Annotated in this window: 15 protein-coding genes and 1 pseudogene; 8 read left to right on the top strand and 8 right to left on the bottom strand. The window is 38.0% G+C overall.

The window, feature by feature from the left end; all coding sequences use genetic code 11:
• The first annotated feature begins 1 nt into the window (after window position 1).
• The gene (locus WG906_RS07340; RefSeq protein ID WP_339991908.1) at window positions 2-1,474 is read left to right on the top strand and encodes a glutamate synthase subunit beta; all 1,473 of its coding nucleotides are present in this window, start codon (window positions 2-4) and stop codon (window positions 1,472-1,474) included.
• Window positions 1,475-1,545: 71 nt separating this feature from the next.
• Here WG906_RS07340 and WG906_RS07335 read toward each other — a convergent pair whose 3' ends face one another.
• The 3 genes from WG906_RS07335 to WG906_RS07325 form a co-directional block, all read right to left on the bottom strand.
• A complete protein-coding gene (locus WG906_RS07335) occupies window positions 1,546-2,082 on the bottom strand; it encodes an RNA methyltransferase (RefSeq protein ID WP_339992259.1) in 537 nt (178 codons plus the stop codon).
• Window positions 2,083-2,235: 153 nt separating this feature from the next.
• Window positions 2,236-3,390, bottom strand: a complete 1,155-nt coding sequence (locus tag WG906_RS07330) for a galactokinase (RefSeq protein ID WP_339991907.1) — start codon at window positions 3,388-3,390, stop codon at window positions 2,236-2,238.
• Between the two features lie 211 nt (window positions 3,391-3,601).
• Window positions 3,602-4,102 carry a hypothetical protein gene (locus tag WG906_RS07325; RefSeq protein WP_339991906.1) on the bottom strand — a complete coding sequence of 167 codons (501 nt, stop codon included), beginning with the start codon at window positions 4,100-4,102 and terminating at the stop codon, window positions 3,602-3,604.
• Between the two features lie 309 nt (window positions 4,103-4,411).
• On the opposite strand from WG906_RS07325, the gene WG906_RS07320 reads away from it, so the two are divergent.
• From WG906_RS07320 to WG906_RS07295, 6 genes are all read left to right on the top strand, one after another.
• Window positions 4,412-6,655 carry a Tex family protein gene (locus tag WG906_RS07320; protein ID WP_339991905.1) on the top strand — a complete coding sequence of 748 codons (2,244 nt, stop codon included), beginning with the start codon at window positions 4,412-4,414 and terminating at the stop codon, window positions 6,653-6,655.
• 146 nt (window positions 6,656-6,801) lie between these two features.
• Window positions 6,802-7,902 (top strand): patatin-like phospholipase family protein, encoded by a 1,101-nt coding sequence (locus WG906_RS07315; RefSeq protein ID WP_339991904.1) that lies wholly within the window; start codon window positions 6,802-6,804, stop codon window positions 7,900-7,902.
• Between the two features lie 233 nt (window positions 7,903-8,135).
• On the top strand, window positions 8,136-10,520 hold the full coding sequence (locus tag WG906_RS07310) for a 3-hydroxyacyl-CoA dehydrogenase/enoyl-CoA hydratase family protein (RefSeq protein ID WP_339991903.1): 2,385 nt from the start codon (window positions 8,136-8,138) through the stop codon (window positions 10,518-10,520).
• An 11-nt stretch (window positions 10,521-10,531) separates the two neighbouring features.
• The gene (locus tag WG906_RS07305) at window positions 10,532-11,707 is read left to right on the top strand and encodes an acetyl-CoA C-acyltransferase (RefSeq protein ID WP_339991902.1); all 1,176 of its coding nucleotides are present in this window, start codon (window positions 10,532-10,534) and stop codon (window positions 11,705-11,707) included.
• A gap of 69 nt (window positions 11,708-11,776) precedes the next feature.
• Window positions 11,777-13,567 (top strand): acyl-CoA dehydrogenase FadE, encoded by a 1,791-nt coding sequence (locus tag WG906_RS07300; protein WP_339991901.1) that lies wholly within the window; start codon window positions 11,777-11,779, stop codon window positions 13,565-13,567.
• Between the two features lie 28 nt (window positions 13,568-13,595).
• The gene (locus tag WG906_RS07295) at window positions 13,596-15,407 is read left to right on the top strand and encodes an AMP-dependent synthetase/ligase (RefSeq protein ID WP_339991900.1); all 1,812 of its coding nucleotides are present in this window, start codon (window positions 13,596-13,598) and stop codon (window positions 15,405-15,407) included.
• Window positions 15,408-15,481: 74 nt separating this feature from the next.
• Here the strand turns inward: WG906_RS07295 and WG906_RS07290 are convergent, their stop codons facing one another.
• From WG906_RS07290 to WG906_RS07270, 5 genes and pseudogenes are all read right to left on the bottom strand, one after another.
• Window positions 15,482-16,462, bottom strand: coding sequence for a c-type cytochrome (locus WG906_RS07290; protein WP_339991899.1), 981 nt, complete (start codon window positions 16,460-16,462; stop codon window positions 15,482-15,484).
• A 78-nt stretch (window positions 16,463-16,540) separates the two neighbouring features.
• Window positions 16,541-17,407 carry a nucleoside phosphorylase gene (locus WG906_RS07285; protein WP_339991898.1) on the bottom strand — a complete coding sequence of 289 codons (867 nt, stop codon included), beginning with the start codon at window positions 17,405-17,407 and terminating at the stop codon, window positions 16,541-16,543.
• Window positions 17,404-17,562, bottom strand: a complete 159-nt coding sequence (locus WG906_RS07280) for a hypothetical protein (RefSeq protein ID WP_339991897.1) — start codon at window positions 17,560-17,562, stop codon at window positions 17,404-17,406. Before WG906_RS07280 ends, WG906_RS07285 begins: the two co-directional genes overlap by 4 nt.
• Window positions 17,563-17,700: 138 nt before the next feature.
• Window positions 17,701-17,838 (bottom strand): annotated as a pseudogene (locus WG906_RS07275) (YigZ family protein); the annotation flags it as partial.
• Entirely contained in the window at window positions 17,835-18,017 is a 183-nt protein-coding gene (locus tag WG906_RS07270; protein WP_339991896.1) for a hypothetical protein, read from the bottom strand. The pseudogene WG906_RS07275 and the gene WG906_RS07270, both read right to left, overlap by 4 nt.
• A gap of 192 nt (window positions 18,018-18,209) precedes the next feature.
• On the opposite strand from WG906_RS07270, the gene WG906_RS07265 reads away from it, so the two are divergent.
• Window positions 18,210-19,073, top strand: a complete 864-nt coding sequence (locus WG906_RS07265) for an SDR family oxidoreductase (RefSeq protein WP_339991895.1) — start codon at window positions 18,210-18,212, stop codon at window positions 19,071-19,073.
• Window positions 19,074-19,157 lie beyond the last annotated feature (84 nt).

Genomic DNA, 19,157 nt, shown 5'->3' with positions numbered 1-19,157 from the left:
TATGGGAAAAATAACAGGATTTAAGGAATACGCAAGAGAGCTTCCTCAGAAAAGATCTCCTGAAGAGCGTGTTAAGGATTATAATGAGTTTGTTGGAAATTACTCAGAGGAAAAGTTAAATCAGCAGTCGGGACGCTGTATGAATTGCGGAATCCCTTTTTGTCATAATGGTTGTCCGCTGGGAAATATAATTCCGGAATTTAATGATGCCGTTTATAAAGAAAATTGGGAAGAGGCATATCGTATTTTAACATCAACAAATAACTTCCCTGAATTCACCGGAAGGATTTGTCCTGCTCCCTGCGAATCTGCATGTGTGCTCGGGATAAACAAACCAGCTGTTGCTATTGAGGAAATTGAAAAGCATATTATAGAAATAGCTTTTTCAAAAGGACTGGTAAAATCTAAAGCTCCGTTTATCCGTTCGGGCAAAACAGTAGCCGTTATCGGTTCTGGTCCGGCTGGTTTAGCTGCTGCTGCTCAATTAAATAAAGCAGGGCATACTGTTACGGTTTTTGAACGCGATGATAGGGCAGGTGGATTATTGAGGTACGGTATTCCTGATTTCAAATTAGAGAAGTGGGTAGTTGAGCGGAGAGTGAAATTAATGGAAGAGGATGGAGTCCTGTTTAAATACAACACAGAAGTAGGTAAAGATATAAGCGGAGATGAAATCATGCGTAATTTTGACGCCGTGGTTCTTTCGGGCGGTTCTACTATTCCTCGCGATCTTCCGGTTCCGGGCCGTGATTTAAAGGGTGTATACTTTGCAATGGAATTCTTAAAGCAAAGTAATAAGCGTGTTAGCAATATCTCTTTTCCTGAAGAAGAAATTCTTGCTGAAGGAAAGGATGTTATCGTAATTGGTGGTGGTGACACGGGGTCTGATTGTGTAGGAACTTCAAATCGACAGAAGGCAAAATCAATTACTCAGTTTGAATTAATGCCTACACCTCCGGCTGAACGTACTGAGGCTATGCCATGGCCGACTTACCCAATGTTAATGAAAACTACAAGTTCTCATGAAGAGGGCGCCGAACGTAAGTGGTTTATTAACACCAAAGAATTTATCGGTGACGGGAATGGTAACCTGAAGGCAATTAAAGTAGTAGATGTTGAATGGGAAACTGACTTTTTAGGTCGTCCACTTAAGTTTTCTGAAGTAGCCGGTTCAGAACGCGAACTTCCGGCTCAGCGAGTGTTCCTTGCAATGGGATTCGTTCATCCTCAAAAAACAGGGTTATTAGAACAACTGGGTGTTGATTTGGATGAAAGAGGTAATGTTAAGGCGAAAGAAGGTTCTTATCAAACCAGTGTAAATAAAGTATTTGCCGCAGGTGATATGAGAAGAGGTCAATCTTTGGTTGTTTGGGCTATTTCTGAAGGACGCGAAGCTGCCAGAAGAGTAGATCAATTTTTAACAGGAAGCACTGCTTTAGAGAGTAAAGATGCTGAAAGTATGTATGCTTTCTAGAAGTAATTTTATAAGTAAACAAAAAATCCTGTCTTTTTAAGGCAGGATTTTTTGTTTATCGTCTTTAGTGATCAGTACTTTAAATTTAATTTAGCGAAAAGATCCCATAAGACTATTCCGGCAGATACTACTATATTAAATGAATGTTTAGTTCCAAATTGTGGGATTTCAATACAAGAATCAATTAATTGCATTGCTTCATCTGATACCCCATTAACTTCATTACCAAAAATCAAAGCGTACTTTTTATCCGGTAATGGTTTATAATCATTGAGAGAAATACTGTTTTTAGCTTGTTCAATTGCAATAATCTGATAACCTTTCTCGCGAAGTTCGTTTATTGCATCACCTATATTTTCATAATAAATCCAATCAATTGATTGCGTTGCACCCAAAGCGGTTTTTTCAATTTCACGGTGGGGGGGCTGCCCGGTTATACCGCATAATATCAATTGTTCAACTGCAAAACCATCTGAAGTACGGAAAATGGAACCAACATTATGTAAACTTCTAACACTATCTAATATTACAACTATTGGTAATTTTTGCTGAGCTTTAAATTCGTCAACGCTAACGCGATTTAATTCATCAAGTTTTAGTTTCATAATTTGTTAATACTTGTTCTTGTACGAGTCTGTTGAGCTCAAATTGAATGTGGAAAAGGAAATTTTACAGACAGCTGGATTTACTCCTATAAAGTAGGTAGAAATAATCCGGTCGACTTGCTATGAGACCGGATTATTAAAAAAAATGCGGGATGTTTAATTAATCTCTTTAACTCCGTCAGCGATTTCAGAACTATAAACTGATGGGGAATATCCGATTTTCTGAGTGTAATACTCAATGATCTTAAAACTGAAATCATTGAAAGATTCTTTTTTAACTAATGCAATTGCACATCCACCAAAGCCTGCTCCTGTCATTCGTGCACCAGTAACTTCGGGGTAATTGAGACAGAATTGAACTAATGTATCTAATTCTTTTCCCGAAACTTCATAGAGGTTTTTCAATGAGTCGTGAGAGGAATACATTAAATTTCCGAAATCTTTTAACCGGTTTTCCGCTAGGGCAACTGCAGCTAATTCGACCCGATCATTTTCTTCAACAACATGTTTGGCTCTGTTCAGAATCGTAATATTGTCAATTAAATGCTTATGCTTTTCAAAGGTTTCAGAATTGATATCACATAAATTGTTAATATTTAATTCTTTTTGTAAAGCGTTTAAAGCTGTTTGGCATTCACTAACCCGCTCATTATATTTGGATTCAGCAAGTTTTCTTGGCTTATTGGTGTTTATAATAGCAAGAATGTGATCCCCCAAATTGCATTCAACGGCCTCGTAATCCAGAGTTTCACAATTTAATTTTAAAGCTTTTTCCTTTTCTCCAAATGTTACTGCGAATTGATCCATGATTCCTGAATTTACCCCGATGAACTCATTTTCAACTTTTTTACTTAACAATACAAGATCAAGTTTTGAGAGTCCTGCATTAAAAAGAGTATTAAACGCAAAAGCAGTTACAATTTCCAGGGAAGCAGAGGAGGATAATCCTGCACCAATCGGAAGGTTGCCATAAAAAAGCATATCCAGTCCCTGAACCTGTTTCCCTTGCTTTATGAAATTATGAATTACACCGAGCGGATAATTGAACCAGGAACTTCCTGCTTTTTCATAAAACTCCTTAACAGGTATATCCAGAGTTTCGTTAAAGTTAGTACTTCTGAATCTGAATATTCCTTCTGAGTTAGGTGCTGTTAAGAGCGTAGTTCCATAAGTAATAGCACAGGGCATTACCAAACCTCCATTATAATCTATGTGTTCGCCAATAAGGTTTACCCTGCCCGGAGCAAAAAATATGTTTGCATTTTCCTGACTAAAAAACTCTTTAAATTGTTCTTTTAAGCGTGCTGACATAATGATTTATATGAATCGGCTAAATTATAATAATTTTTCAGCAGTAATATAGATTTTAATACAATGGATTAAAATAGCTTTATAGAAATAGTCAGACTTTAATATTGTAGCTGAGGAGGTGTTTTATACCTCTCTGTGAGTTCCTTAAAATTATGAATAAAAAAAAGGATCGCCAATGTTTGGCGATCCTTCAGGTAGAAATAGTACAGAATTAGTTTTGGGCTGTAGCTTCTAAACTAATTGTTTTAAATAATGCAACAGATAATGAAGGAGATACGCTTACATATAATTGCTTAACATCATTAGTTAAATCAACCCAGTAAGTACCAACGTCATTGAAATCTCCGGTAGAATTCGGTCTGCTCACAATTTTAAGAGCGGATGAAAAATTGAAATCTTTAAATCTTTTTTCAATTTCTGTACGTGCTTTTAAAGGTAATTGCTCGTAAGTTAAATATTCTACTGCACCAAGGTAACTTCCTTGTAAGTCATATAAAGCAGCCATCTTTTTTCCTTCTGAGCTAAAAGAAGCTTTTACATATTGATCGTTTACTTTCCAGGAAACATCTTTGGCTGTTCCAAATTCTTGTTCGAATTGTTTTAGTGCAGAGTAAGAAACCTTCTTTACATCATCCTTCTTGTCTGTCTTCTCGACGGCAAATGTACCTGTTGTTAACAGGGCTAACGCGATAACAAATAGTAACTTTTTCATAGTCTTTAAATTAAATCCATAACAAAGGTAACTATGTTTTATAAATAATGTATTAAAATTTTAACTTTTATGAAAAGTTAATAATAAATTAACCTATTCGTTGAGTTTTTTAAAAATGGATAAGTTAAGACCTGCATTTTTGTGATTTTTTTAAAAATTCTTTAAACGCCAAATCTTTTATGCAGGCGTTATGTGTTTAATTTTACCGATTTATTTGTTCTTTGGAGTTATGTGAAAGAAAATGGAGTGTTGATAAGCATTTTTTGAAATATCATCTTATAAATTCATTTTCGTGTTTTGGTTATGTATATGGAAAATAAGATGGGATATTCTAAACGAATTGCCAGTGAATTGTCGATTACTGAAAAACAAGTTGCTGCAACGGTTCAGTTACTGACTGATGGGGCAACTGTCCCATTCATTTCCAGATATCGAAAGGAATTAACAGGTAGTCTGGATGAAGTTCAGATTGCTGCTATTCGGGACAGAGTAGAACAATTAAAAGAACTTGATAAACGTAAAGAAGCCATTCTTAAATCTTTGCTGGAATTGGGGAAACTTAATCCTGAATTAGAGAGTTTGGTGACAAATGCAGAAACAATGAGTCTTTTGGAGGATATATATCTTCCATACAGGCCAAGACGAAAAACCCGTGCAAGTATAGCACGAGAAAAAGGGTTACAGCCTTTGGCCGATTTATTATTAGATCAGAATAGCTTTGACTTAAGCTCAGAAGCAGCGAAGTATATCGACATAGAGAAAGGTGTTTCTTCGGAAGAAGAGGCTCTATCAGGAGCCAGAGATATCATATCAGAATTTATTAGTGAACATGCTGAAGCAAGGTCGGTAATCAGGCAATTGTTTTTAGACAAAGGAATTTTTCAATCGAAGGTGATTTCCGGTAAGGAAACCGAGGGATTAAAATATCAGGATTATTTTGATTGGACAGAATCCGTAAAATCGGCGCCATCTCACAGAATTCTTGCACTGAGGAGAGGGGAAAAAGAATTAATACTGTCTTTAGATGTATACCCCCCGGTTGAAGATGCGGTAAGCATGCTTGAAAAAATATTCTTAAAAGGGAAGAATAGTATCTCAGAACAGGTCAGGCTTGCCGTGGGCGATGCTTATAAGCGTTTGCTAAAACCATCAATGGAAACAGAGATTCGCTTAATAACTAAAAAGAGGGCCGATGATGAAGCTATTCGTGTGTTTGCAGAAAATGCAAGGCAATTATTACTTGCTGCTCCATTAGGACAAAAACGTGTTATGGCTATTGACCCGGGGTTTCGTACCGGTTGTAAAATTGTCTGTTTGGATGCACAGGGACAGCTCGTAGAAAATACAAATATTTATCCCCACAGCGGTGCTGGAGGTTTAGCGGAAGCGGAAAAAACTATCCCTTTTTTAGTATCTAAATATCAGATTGAAGCAATTGCTATCGGAAATGGAACTGCAGGCAGAGAAACAGAAGCATTTGTCAGAAAATTAAATCTTAAAGATGTAACTATAGTAATGGTTAATGAAAGCGGAGCTTCAATTTACTCGGCTTCTGATGCAGCAAGAGAAGAATTCCCGGATAAAGATGTAACTGTTAGGGGAGCGGTATCCATTGGCAGAAGATTAACAGATCCATTAGCTGAGTTGGTGAAAATAGATCCTAAATCAATTGGAGTAGGTCAGTATCAGCATGATGTGGACCAGAACAAACTTCAAACTTCATTAGATGATACTGTTATAAGTTGTGTGAATGCCGTGGGAGTTGAGTTGAATACCGCTTCAAAACAGATCCTTTCGTATGTATCGGGTTTAGGTCCTCAGATCGCTCAAAATATTGTTGAATACAGAAATAAAAACGGTGCTTTCAAAAAAAGAGAGGAACTTAAAAAAGTAGCAAGGCTCGGAGACAAAGCTTATGAACAAGCTGCTGGATTTTTGCGGATCAGAAATGCTGAGAATCCACTAGATAAAAGTGCCGTACACCCGGAACGCTATGAGCTGGTGGAACGCATGGCCAAAGATTTAAAGTGCAATGTTAAAGAGTTAATGGAGGATGAATCCCTGCGAAAGCAGATTGCTGTTCAAAAGTATGTGAGCGATGCTGTGGGCTTGCCTACTTTGAACGATATTATTCAGGAGCTGGCAAAGCCAGGCCGGGATCCAAGAGAGCAGTTTGAAGCGTTTAGTTTTACTGACGGGGTAAATAGTATTTCTGACTTAAAGGTAGGGATGACTCTCCCTGGAATTGTTACCAATATCACAAATTTCGGGGCATTTGTAGATATCGGAGTACATCAGGATGGATTAGTGCATTTAAGCCAGCTATCTAATCGCTTTATTAAAGATCCTAATGAAGTTGTCAAAGTACATCAATCTGTAGAGGTTACTGTAACTGAGGTTGATGTAAATCGTAAAAGGATAGCTTTATCCATGAAAAAGGATGGGATACAAAAAACGAAGGTTGTAAAAACCCCAGCTGCAAAGCCTAAACAAGAGCACCCTGAAACGAATATGAGTGAAAAATTGGCCGCATTGCGTAAAAAGTTTACCTGATAGTTATTTTCTTAAATTAATTTGAATTTGTTTTATTTAGTAATTCTAAAAGCGGATATTTATTTACGCTTAAAGAATTTTTTCTTGATTGATTGTGATTTTTTTTTTTCATAGGTTAGTGTAAATACTTTAGTATTTAAAGGATTTTGGGAATTATTCGTCATTTATTTAAATCTGCCAACAAGTGGTTTTCCGGACCCCAGGTGCAGAATCATGCGGTAAAGAGGAAAAAGATTCTATCGATTGATGGAGGGGGGATACGCGGGATTATTGCCGGTCAAATATTAATTGCCTTAGAAAAAAAACTCCAGGAGAGATCCGGTAACCCGGATGCTCGGATTGCCGATTATTTCGACTTTTTTACTGGTACCAGTACCGGGGGCATTCTTGTATGTTTGTATTTGTGCCCCTCTGCAGATGATCCGAAAAAACCACGTTATAGTGCAGAAGAAGCAATAGGGCTTTATATAAAGAACGGATACGAAATTTTTAAACTTTCAATATGGAAGAAAATATCTAATCCTGAGGGAATAATTCATGAAATATATAATGTAGTAGAATTAGAAAGAATTCTCAAAAAATACTTCGGGTCAATAAAGCTGAGTGAATTATTAAAGCCTTGTATTATAACATCCTATAATATTAATAAAAGAAATCCTCATTTCTTTACTCAGCACGATGCCGCTAAATCCGGTGATTCGGATAATTTTTTAGTTTGTGATGTATGCAGGGCAACCTCAGCTGCTCCAACATATTTTGAAACGGCATTGGTTAAATCTCTCAGTGGCGTTTCTTATCCTCTGGTTGATGGGGGAGTATTTGCCAATAACCCCGCTTTGTGCGCTTATTCAGAAGTACACAATTCTAAAGGATTTCCTATCGCTAAGGATATGTTTATTGTTTCTATTGGCACAGGGGTAGCCAGGAAACCTTTTCAAATAAATAATGCGATAGGATGGGGAACAATAGCATGGTCAAGACCTATGATTGACCTGATGATGTCCACAGCTTCAGAAACAATCGATTTTTATCTTAAAAAGATATTTGCTGCACATGGCAACGAACGTAACTATATCAGGATTCAACCTACTAGTTTTCGCAATGCCAAGCCCAAAATTGATAATGCTACCCAGGAAAACATTGCCGCATTAATTGAAGTTGGAAATATAACCGCAATGGATTTTTCTGATGATTTAGATCGTATTGTGAATATCTTACTGGAAGGGCCTGATCCTGTGGAGTTTTGATGAATTTAATTTCCATATTCCTGGCTTCGCAAGAGATTTAAGTAATATATTTTTTTTTATTTAAGGAAAAATAAGTTAAAGGAAATTTGTAACTTGATTATATAACTAATAAATAATTTTCCTTGTGGTTAATGAATTAATTGTGCCAAATTATCTAAATAGGTAATAATGAAAGTCTGAGCTTTAGAATATGGGTTGATTGTTTACCACCTATTGAAATTAATCTTTTAAATATGGAATGGAAAAACCGGTACATTAAAAAAGTAGCAGTATTAGGTTCCGGGGTTATGGGGAGCCGCATAGCATGTCATTTTGCGAATATCGGAGTTGAAGTTTTGCTATTGGATATACTTCCTAAAGACGCTCCTGCAACTGGTAAGATCCAGCGAAATAAAGTAGTAAGTGATGCACTTCAACTCACTTTAAAATCAAATCCATCTCCAATCTATCTCCCTTCTTTTTCAAATCGAATTACCATCGGAAATTTTTCAGATGATCTGGATAAAATTTCTGATTGTGACTGGATTATAGAAGCAATTATAGAAAAAGTTGAGATTAAACAAGAGCTCTTTACTAAAGTAGATAAATTCAGATCTCCGGGGACTTTAATTACATCCAATACTTCCGGGATACCTATTTATTTAATGAGCGAGGGTCGAAGTGACGATTTTCGTAAACATTTCTGCGGAACACATTTTTTTAATCCTCCACGTTATTTACCTCTTCTTGAGATTATACCTGCTACAGAAACCTCTTCGGAAGTAATTGATTTTTTAATTTATTATGGTGAAAAGTTTCTGGGAAAAACTACAGTTTTAGCCAAGGATACCCCAGGGTTTATCGGTAACAGAATCGGGATGTTCAGTATCATGAGCACACTGCATTATGCCGAAAAAACAGGACTCTCAGTTGCGGAAATTGATAAACTTACCGGGCCAGTTATAGGACATCCGAAATCTGCCACTTTCAGAACCAGTGATGTGGTGGGACTGGATACCATCGTACATGTAGCTAATGCTTTTGTTCAAAGCCTTACAAATGATGAAGCAAAAGATATTTTTGTTATTCCTGATTTTGTTCGGGTGATGATTGAAAACCAATGGCTGGGTAGTAAAACAGAGCAGGGTTTTTATAAAAAGCATAAAGTAGATGGTAAAACTGAGTTTTTGACTCTCGACTTGAAAAAGCTTGAATACGAGTTACCTCCTAAAAATAATTTTAGTGTATTAGAAACTACCAAAACCATAGATGATTTAAAATCCAGGTTACGTGTATTGTTTGCTGATAAGGACAAAGCTGGCGAGTTTTACCGTTCTACATTTTATGAGCTGTTCGCATATTCAACCAGGCGTATCCCTGAAATTTCTGAAGCACTTTACAAGATAGATTCTGCCATGTCTGCGGGCTTTGGCTGGGAAATGGGACCATTTGAGATGTGGGATGCCCTTGATACTCAGAAAGTGATTCAGGAAATGGAGGCAGCAGGAGTAAAGCCTTCTGAATGGGTATATGAAATGATAAAAAGCGGAGCCACTTCATTTTATAAACTAGGAAATGGGCTTCGGTTATATTATGATATTGAGTCTAAAACCTACAAAAAAATTCCAGGCACTGAGTCTTTTATTCTTTTGAAAAATCTTAAAGGTTCGAACACCATTTGGAGCAATAAGGGCACTACAATTACAGATCTGGGTGATGGAATACTGAACCTTGAATTTCATACAAAGATGAATACCATTGGCGGCGAAGTGATTGAAGGTCTCAATAAAGCTATTGATATTGCGGAACGTGAATATAAGGGGCTTGTTATCTCCAATGAAGGAGCAAATTTCAGTGCGGGGGCCAATATTGCTATGATCTTTATGATGGCCGTAGAAAATGAGCTGGATGAATTAAATTCTGTTATAAGGTCCTTCCAGAATACCATGATGCGTATTCGTTATTCTCCTATTCCAGTAGTAGCAGCGCCACATGGAATGGCACTTGGTGGAGGATGTGAATTATGCCTGCATGCTGATAAGGTGGTGGCTCATGCCGAACTTTATATGGGCCTGGTGGAATTTGGGGTAGGATTAATTCCTGCTGGCGGTGGCTCTAAAGAATTTGCATTGAGACTATCAGATTCGTTGAATGAAGGAGATGTAGAATTGAACGCTTTTCGAGATAGGTTTTTAACTATTGGACAGGCTAAAGTATCTTCATCAGCGCATGATGCTTTTGCTTTAGGCTACCTTCGTAAAGATAAGGATGTAGTAGTTGTTTCCAGAAGCAGGCTTCTCGCTCAGGCAAAAAGTCATTGCCTGCAAATGTGGGAAGACGGTTATTCTCAGCCTGTCAGAAGAAATGATATCAAGGTCTTAGGTAAACCTGCATTAGGTTTGGGATATGTAGGTTCAAATAATATGCTTGCCGGCAATTATATCAGCGAGCATGATGCATTAATAGCGAAAAAGCTTGCTTATGTATTATCAGGCGGGGACTTATCCCAAGCAAGCATAGTTTCTGAACAATATCTTCTGGATCTTGAAAGAGAAGCTTTTATATCGTTGTGCAGAGAGAAGAAAACTCTGGAAAGAATTCAATCTGTTCTGTCAGGAGGAAAAATATTGAGAAATTAAACAGGGTAGCCATGAATGCATATATAGTAGCAGCTTGCCGAAGTGCAGTTGGTAAGGCCAACCGCGGAGGATTCCGTTTTACCCGGCCCGATATACTAGCTTCCGATATTATTAAGCAATTAATGATATCTGTGCCGAACGTTGAGAATGAGCAAATAGACGATGTGATTGTTGGCAACGCTATGCCCGAAGCCGAGCAAGGGTTAAACATAGGAAGATTTATTTCTTTACTTGCGCTGGACACGGATAAAGTTCCGGGAATGACAGTGAACAGGTATTGCGCATCTGGTTTAGAATCGATTGCTATAGCTTCATCTAAAATTCATTCAGGTCTGGCCGATTGTATTATTGCCGGTGGAGTGGAAAGTATGAGTCTTATACCTATGGGTGGATGGCGGGTTGTTCCTGATGCTGATACTGCGCTTAATCATCCTGACTATTACTGGGGTATGGGTTTAACCGCTGAAGCAGTAGCTGAGCAATATAAAATAAGTCGGGAAGACCAGGATGTGTTCGCTTTTAATTCTCATCAAAAAGCAATATCAGCCATAAAAGAAGGGAAATTTGATAAACAGATAGTTCCGGTATCAATAGTTGAAAAATATATCGATGAAAGCGGAAAAGGACGGAGCCGGGATCTTATAGTAAATATTGATGAGGGGCCAAGGGCCGACACTACAATTGAAGCCCTGGCAAAGCTAAAGCCCGTATTTAAATCCACCGGAACGGTCACCGCCGGTAACTCATCTCAAACCAGCGACGGGGCAGCATTTGTAATGGTTGTTAGCGAACGATTTCTTAAAGAAAATAATCTGGTTCCCATCGCACGTATGGTAAATTATGCTGTGGGAGGAGTTCCGCCTCGTATAATGGGTATTGGTCCGATAATAGCCATTCCGAAGGTTTTGAAAATGGCCGGCCTGCAGCAAAAGGATATAGACCTAATTGAGCTTAATGAAGCGTTTGCTGCCCAATCGCTTGCAATAATACGTGATTTGGATCTAAACCAGGAGTTGGTAAATGTTAATGGCGGGGCTATTGCTTTAGGTCACCCGTTAGGGTGCAGCGGAGCTAAACTTTCGGTTCAGATTTTTGACGAAATGAAAAGACGAAATAGCAAATATGGGATGGTTAGCATGTGTGTAGGAACGGGCCAGGGGGCGGCCGGTATTTTTGAACGACTGTAATTAAACGAATAACGACCTTATGAAGTAGAGCTGAGACATCAAATTTATAAACCTTATAAAACCTACAGTATGAGTATCTCCATTCAATTAAATCCATTAAAAGGTGGCGAGTTTCTAATAAGAGAAACAAAGGCAGAAGATGTTTTTATTCCAGAACACTGGACGGATGAACAATTAATGATTGCTCAGACTTGTCAGGGCTTTATAGAACAGAATGTTATTCCTGTCATCAGTCGAATTGATGCTCAGGAAGATGGTCTTATGACAAGGCTTTTAGATGAAGCAGGGAAATTAGGATTATGTGCTATTTCAATCCCTGAACAATATGGCGGCTTTGGCAAAGATTTTAATACTTCTATGTTAGTTAGTGAAAAAACTGGTGCAGGAGCTTCTTTTTCGGTTGCTTTTTCTGCTCATACAGGTATCGCAACTTTACCAATTTTATATTACGGAAATAAGGAACAGAAGGATAAATATATCCCTAAGCTGGCAAGTGCAGAATGGAAGGGCGCATACTGCCTCACAGAACCTTCCGCCGGATCGGACGCAAATTCGGGAAAAACGAGAGCCGTATTATCTGATGATGGCAAACATTATATACTTAACGGTCAGAAAATGTGGATCACCAATGCAGGTATTGCCGATGTTTTTACGGTTTTTGCGAAAATTGGCGATGATAAAGATCTGAGTGCTTTTATTGTCGAAAAAGGAACGGAAGGCTTTACCTTGAATGTGGAGGAACATAAAATGGGTATCAAGGGAAGCTCAACCCGGCAGGTTTTTTTTAATGATTGTAAAATACCTGCTGGTAATTTACTTTCAGACCGGGGTAAAGGTTTTAAAATTGCCCTGAATATTTTAAATATAGGCCGGATCAAATTAGGAGCCGCCGTACTGGGGGCCGCAAAGAATGTCATCACACAATCGGTGAAATTTGCCAATGAACGTCAGCAATTTGGGAAACCGATAGCAAAATACGGTGCTATCGAGTATAAACTGGCAGAACAAGCGATCCGCACGTATGCAACAGAGTCGGCAGTGTACAGAACAGGTCAAAATATTGAGGATGCGATACAAAACTTAATTGAAAACGGCATGGATGCTGCCGAGGCAAAATTAAGTGGAACGGAACAGTTTGCTATCGAGGCCGCTATCATTAAAGTTCATGGGTCAGAAACATTGGATTATGTAGTAGACGAGGGTGTTCAAATATACGGGGGGATGGGATATAGTACTGAAGCCCCGATGGAAAGAGCCTATCGCGACTCCCGCATAAACCGGATTTTTGAAGGCACTAATGAGATTAACAGACTATTGATAGTAGATATGATGCTGAAACGAGCGCTCAAGGGTGAGCTCGATTTGATGGGACCCGCAAAAAAAGTTGCTTCTGAATTATTGAGTATCCCTGATTTTAATGGAACCGGAGAAGACATCTTTACAAAGGAAAAAAAGTATGTCGCGAATTTTAAAAAGGCTGTATTACTAGTCGCCGGAGCCGCAGTACAAAAACTAAATAAAAATCTTTCTGAAGAGCAGGAAATATTAATGTATCTGGCTGATATGACCATTGAGGTTTATATATCTGAATCTTTGCAATTAAGAGTAGAGAAACTGAGTCAAAAAAACACGGACACCGTAGCCGAGCAGGTTGAAATTATGAAAGTTTATATCAACGATGCTGCGGATCGTATTTATAAGGCAGGCAAAGAAGCACTTAACTCCTTTGCAGAAGGAGATGAAAAAAAGTTAATGCTCATGGGATTAAAACGCTTTACTAAAGCAGATGACTTGAATGCCACAGCATGCAGAAGAAAGATAGCTGCAAAAATTATTGAAGAAAATAGCTATTGCTTTTGAGAATGAGATACACCTAATTTAATTTGATATGGAAACCGTAACCAGATTGTTCGACTGCATACAAGTTCAGGCGAGTGCGCCAAGGCCCGACCTGTTAGCTGCTAAAATGAATGGAAACTGGCATAGTTACAGTACTTCTGAGGTGCACCAGATGATCACTGAGTTGGCGGGATCCCTCCTTAAATTAGGTGTATCTGGAAATGATGGAAGTCTTGAAGGACGAGATAAAATAGGTTTAATTAGCACAGGCAGACCTGAGTGGGTAATCACTGATCTAGCCGTTCAGCAAACCGGCGCTATTTTAGTTCCATTATATCCCACGATTGGTATGCATGAAATGGAAATGATTCTTCAGGAGGCTAATGTTAAAATGATTTTTGTAGAAAGTAAGGAGCTTTATCTCGATGTAAAAAAGATTGCGGATAAACTGCCAGCATCTATAAAAATCTTTACATATAATGATGTTGAAGATGGAGTTTGTTGGAAAACTTTACTTCAGCCATTGAGCTCAGAAGATCAGAGCTTACTTGAAAAAACAGCAAATAAGGTACAAGAAAACGATGTATCAACTATTATCTATACATCGGGTACTACTGGTCGTCCTAAGGGAGTAATGCTTACTCATAAAAATATTCTAAGTAATGTAAAAGCCTGTTATAAGGTACTGGTTCAGATTCCATTAACAGAGAAAAAAGCGTTTAGCTTTTTACCTCTAAACCATATTTTCGAAAAAATGATAACCTATTGCTATTTATTTAATGGGTTTTCAATTTATTATGCAGAAAACATGGAAACGATTGGAGCTAACCTAAAAGAAGTTAGACCTGATGTTTTTGCATCTGTGCCGCGTTTACTTGAAAAAGTTTATGAGCGGATTTTAACAGAAGGTAACAAGTTGAAAGGTGTTAAAAGGAAGATCTTTTATTGGGCTATTCATCTTGCTGAGCAATATGAAATTAACTCATCAGGAAGTTTATTTTATAGAATGCAGATGAGAGTAGCTGATAAACTTGTTTTTAGCAAATGGAGGGCTGCAATCGGAGGGAATGTAAAGGCTATTGTTTTGGGAGGCGCTGCCTGTCAGATTAGACTTGAGAAAATTTTCACTGCTGCTAATATTGTTATAATGGAAGGTTACGGACTTACTGAAACTTCTCCTGTTATCGCAGTAAATCATTATGATAAAAAGGAAAGGATGTTTGGTACAGTGGGTATGGTAATCGACGATGTAAAAGTTGAGATTGCAAATGATGGAGAGGTTCTTTGTCAGGGGCCAAACGTTATGCAAGGATATTACAAACAGCCGGATTTAACTTCAGAAGTACTGACGGATGGCTGGTTTCATACGGGGGATATTGGCGAAATCGTGGATGGTAAGTTTCTTAAGATCATTGATCGTAAAAAAGAAATTTTTAAAACCGCAGGTGGTAAGTATGTAGCTCCTTTACCTATTGAAAATAAGATGAAGGAAAATAAATATATCGAACAGATAATCGTACTAGGGCCCGAGAAAAAATTCACGTCGGCTTTACTGGTTCCTTCTTTCTTAAATCTGAAGGAATGGTGCAGCAGGAACCAGGTGCCTTACGAGTCCAACGATCAGGTTGTAAAAGAAGAAAAAGTAATTGCTTTTTATCAATCGCTTGTTAATAAATATAATGCTGAATTCAGTCACGTAGAACAAGTTAAAAAGTTTTATCTCCTGCCTTATGAATGGTCTATCGATAATGGAGAATTAACACCCAAAGGAACAATTAAAAGGAAGGTTATAATGGAAAAGTATAAAAATGAAATAGATGAAATCTATGTAGACCATCAATTCGAAAAGAATCGGGTTTAACACTACAATCTGCAGTAGCCTGTAAGGTAAAAGGATAGACATCAAAAAAGACTCAGATGTCTATCCTTTTTATTTTAGCCTTTGGCAGGAACAAATTTTGTAACCCGATTTTTAATAGGCTTCACCGTTCTGAGATATGAATATATAGCCTCAATATCCTGACTTTTCATGCCACCATACATGGTCCATGGCATAACAGTTTGGAAGTCGGTTGCTGAAACCGTTCTCATGATATGGCCAGAATCAGCAAATAGTTTAAACTTTTCTACGAATTGCTGCTTGGTCCAATTGCCAATGCCTGTCTCTTTATCCGGGGTAATATTAGCGGTAAATACCGATCCCCCCGGTAACATGAACTCGCGACCTCCTGCAAACTCCATGCCTTCGACAGATTTTCCATCTATAAAATTTGTATGACAATGGATGCATGCGGCAGCATTAACTAAGTAAGCACCATATTCCAATTCCTTTGAAGGAGGGGGTAGTGTTTGGAAATTTGCTTTTTGAGGAATAGTATTAACTATAAAATTTAAGGGAAAATCAAGGTCTCTTTCTGGAATAGAAGTGTTCTTTTCTGGTAATGTTCGTAAGAAAGCAATAATGGAATAAATATCTTCCTTATCCATTTTTCCATAAGAATCATATGGCATGATGGGGAAAATAGCTGAACCATCTTTTTTAACTCCGGTTGTTATTGCTCTGAATATCTCTCCGTCTGTCCAGGATTTCAAGTTGTGAGGGGTTAGGTTTGCACTGTAAATAGTCCCCGGGAGGCCAGCCGCTTCATCGAATTTTTCTCCTCCTACACCAATTTTATCTGGATCTAAGGGGCCTGAAAATTTACTCCAGTCGCGTGTAGAATGGCAGTCAATACAGATTGTAACATGCATTGCAAGGTATTTACCTCGTTCAATTCTTTGAGGACTCAGTTCAACTTTTAAATCGGGAGCTTCTCCGACATTAGGCAGTGCGAATTTAACATAACTTAATAAAGCTCCGACAATTATTGCCAGCGATAAGACAATGTAGACGATGATTTTGCCAAATTTTTTCATGATAAAGTAATTAGGTTTAGATTTGATCAGGTGCATAAAAATGCTACATGAAAATAAACAAAATAAACTTAATTAAGACTAAAATAATTTTTGAAAAACATGTTCAATTGCTTGCTGTACAGTTTTTTGAGGTGCTTTACTAAATTGCAGGTTTATTCTGTTGGCTACTATAACGTTTACAGAAATTACCTTATGGCCCAGAACATTTGCCAGGGCATATAAGCCGGCTGTCTCCATTTCCAGATTTGTAATTCTGTGACTGTTGTATTGAAAATTTTGAAAGCTTTTAATTAAATTATCATTTGAACTTCGGGCCCGGAGCATTCGACCTTGAGGCGCATAAAAGCCGGGCGCAGTTATGGTAATTCCACGTTTTAAATCTTTGCCGATTTTAAGTAATAAATCACTGTCGCCACTAGCTACATAAGGGGATATGTTGGCGAGTCCCTGAAAATGATTTTCTATTGCCCGCTTAAAATGTTCTTCTTCTAAACTTAAAGATTGATTGTAATAATGCATGAGGCTATCGAGCCCAATTGCGTATTCAGAAACCAGAATACTGTCGACTGAAATGCTTTCCTGTAATGATCCTGATGTTCCGATACGAATAATATTCAACGATTTTTTTTGTTGTTTCTCAATGCGTGAGTCAAAATCGATATTTGCCAGAGCATCTAATTCATTCAGAACAATATCAATATTATCAGTGCCAATTCCTGTTGATACAACAGTTATTCTGTTAGAGCCTATATAACCTGTATGCGTAATAAATTCTCTTTTCTCCTTCTTTAGTTCGATCGAATCAAAATGTATCGATACTTCACTTACCCTGTCTGGATCTCCAACTGTAATAATTGTATCAGCGATATCTTCTGGTAAAAGGTTAAGATGGTAAATACTGCCATCAGGATTTAATATAAGATCGGTTTCAGAAATAGGGCTCATAATGTTCTGAGATATGTAAGAGTTACCAGTTTAATAGCTTCGAATTTTGATACGATGGGATTTATTTGGGCCTTTGGGATTTCGAGTTCTATCTGGCATGAATTTTCAAAATGCTGGTGAATTATTTTCAGCCCATAATCCTTAATTATTTTCATAATATCATTCATTTGAAGATAGTCAAATGAGATCATATAAACATCATTTACAGTTAATTCGATAATTTCAGCATTTTTTAATGCGTCTGCTGTGGCTGTTTTATATGCATTTATTAACCCCGGTACGCCTAATAGAGTGCCGCCGAAATATCTGACAACAACAACCAGGATGTTGGTTACATCATAAGATAATATAGTGTTTAATATTGGCCTTCCAGCGGTTCCGTTCGGCTCTCCATCATCATTAATGCGGAAGACAGCCCTGTCCGGACTTATCCGGAGCGCCCAGCAATGATGGCTGGCCTTGAATGATGCGCCTTTAAAAGGGATATATGACCTTTTACTTCTTCATCAGTGCGAACAGGATAGGCATAAGCCAGAAATTTACTACCCTTATCCCTGAAAATTCCTTCGGATGGCCCCGCAATTGTCTTAAAACGATCGTCAAATAGCATTGAACAAGTATAGTAAAAGGGAGGGAGTTTGAGGCAGGTCAAAAGCTTGAAATGGAAAAGACTCAGATCTTCGGAATTCGAACTTATGTGTCGAGCTTTAAATGAAGAATATGATTATTCACCGATCCGAATTTTTAAAACTACAGCTGTGGGTTGGTGTTAAACTTTTATCATCTATCTAAACTTACAGCTATGCAAGAATCCAATGAAGAAAAAAACATACAGCCGCCTCAGCATCAGGCGAAACAGCCTGGTATTGAGTCTAAGATGACACCCAGGCCTGCTTTTGAAGGAGAGGATGTGTTTTCCAAACTGGCAGGAAAAGTTGCCATTATCACGGGTGGCGACAGTGGAATTGGACGTGCGGCAGCGGTTCTTTTTGCAAGAGAAGGTGCTAACGTTGTAATTTCCTATCTTGATGAGCATACGGACGCTGAAGAAACAAAAAAGGAAGTAGAAGAAGAAGGGCAGCAATGTCTTTTAATATCAGGCGATGTCGGAGAGGAGCAGCATTGTATAAAAATTGTTGAAGACACGATCCAAAAATTTGGCCGCCTGGATATTTTAGTTAATAATGCGGCTGTCCAATATCCCCAGGAGAATATAGAAGAGATTACTTCAGAGCAATTGGAAAAAACTTTCCGTACTAATATTTTCGCCTATTTCTATTTGGTAAAAGCAGCGTTAAAGTATTTACAAAAAGGAAGTTCTATAATTAATACGACATCTGTAACAGCATATCGCGGAAGCAGCCATTTGTTAGATTATGCTTCTACCAAAGGTGCAATTGTTGCATTTACAAGATCTCTTTCTCAAAATCTCGCGAAAAAAGGTATACGTGTCAATGGGGTAGCACCAGGACCGATTTGGACGCCGTTAATTCCTTCTTCATTTCCCGAAGATAAAGTAGCAAAGTTTGGAAGTGATGTGCCTTTAGGCAGGCCGGGACAGCCGGAAGAGGTCGCTCCTTCTTATCTTTTTCTCGCTTCAGAAGATTCAAGTTACATAACAGGCCAGGTTCTTCATCCCAATGGCGGGGAGATTATAAACGGATAAATCTTAAACTAAGTTAGTTTTCAGTTCAAAAACTCATTTAGGACGATAAAATCATAATTATTATGTCTTTTTATCGTCCTAAAT

Origin of the sequence: Pedobacter superstes, from assembly GCF_037622515.1 — a bacterium.
GTDB classification, from domain to species: domain Bacteria; phylum Bacteroidota; class Bacteroidia; order Sphingobacteriales; family Sphingobacteriaceae; genus Paradesertivirga; species Paradesertivirga superstes.
Note: the sequence above shows the minus strand (reverse complement) of the source record. Positions and strands in the feature narration are given on the sequence as shown.

What these genes read in the sequence shown, in the direction of transcription:
- WG906_RS07340 (WP_339991908.1), top strand. Translation starts at nt 2, where the DNA reads ATGGGAAAAATAACAGGATTTAAGGAATACGCAAGAGAGCTTCCTCAG.
- WG906_RS07330 (WP_339991907.1), bottom strand. Translation starts at nt 3,390, where the DNA reads ATGTCAGCACGCTTAAAAGAACAATTTAAAGAGTTTTTTAGTCAGGAA.
- WG906_RS07325 (WP_339991906.1), bottom strand. Translation starts at nt 4,102, where the DNA reads ATGAAAAAGTTACTATTTGTTATCGCGTTAGCCCTGTTAACAACAGGT.
- WG906_RS07320 (WP_339991905.1), top strand. Translation starts at nt 4,412, where the DNA reads ATGGAAAATAAGATGGGATATTCTAAACGAATTGCCAGTGAATTGTCG.
- WG906_RS07310 (WP_339991903.1), top strand. Translation starts at nt 8,136, where the DNA reads ATGGAATGGAAAAACCGGTACATTAAAAAAGTAGCAGTATTAGGTTCC.
- WG906_RS07305 (WP_339991902.1), top strand. Translation starts at nt 10,532, where the DNA reads ATGAATGCATATATAGTAGCAGCTTGCCGAAGTGCAGTTGGTAAGGCC.
- WG906_RS07300 (WP_339991901.1), top strand. Translation starts at nt 11,777, where the DNA reads ATGAGTATCTCCATTCAATTAAATCCATTAAAAGGTGGCGAGTTTCTA.
- WG906_RS07295 (WP_339991900.1), top strand. Translation starts at nt 13,596, where the DNA reads ATGGAAACCGTAACCAGATTGTTCGACTGCATACAAGTTCAGGCGAGT.
- WG906_RS07290 (WP_339991899.1), bottom strand. Translation starts at nt 16,462, where the DNA reads ATGAAAAAATTTGGCAAAATCATCGTCTACATTGTCTTATCGCTGGCA.
- WG906_RS07285 (WP_339991898.1), bottom strand. Translation starts at nt 17,407, where the DNA reads ATGAGCCCTATTTCTGAAACCGATCTTATATTAAATCCTGATGGCAGT.
- WG906_RS07280 (WP_339991897.1), bottom strand. Translation starts at nt 17,562, where the DNA reads ATGAAAATAATTAAGGATTATGGGCTGAAAATAATTCACCAGCATTTT.
- WG906_RS07270 (WP_339991896.1), bottom strand. Translation starts at nt 18,017, where the DNA reads ATGCTATTTGACGATCGTTTTAAGACAATTGCGGGGCCATCCGAAGGA.
- WG906_RS07265 (WP_339991895.1), top strand. Translation starts at nt 18,210, where the DNA reads ATGCAAGAATCCAATGAAGAAAAAAACATACAGCCGCCTCAGCATCAG.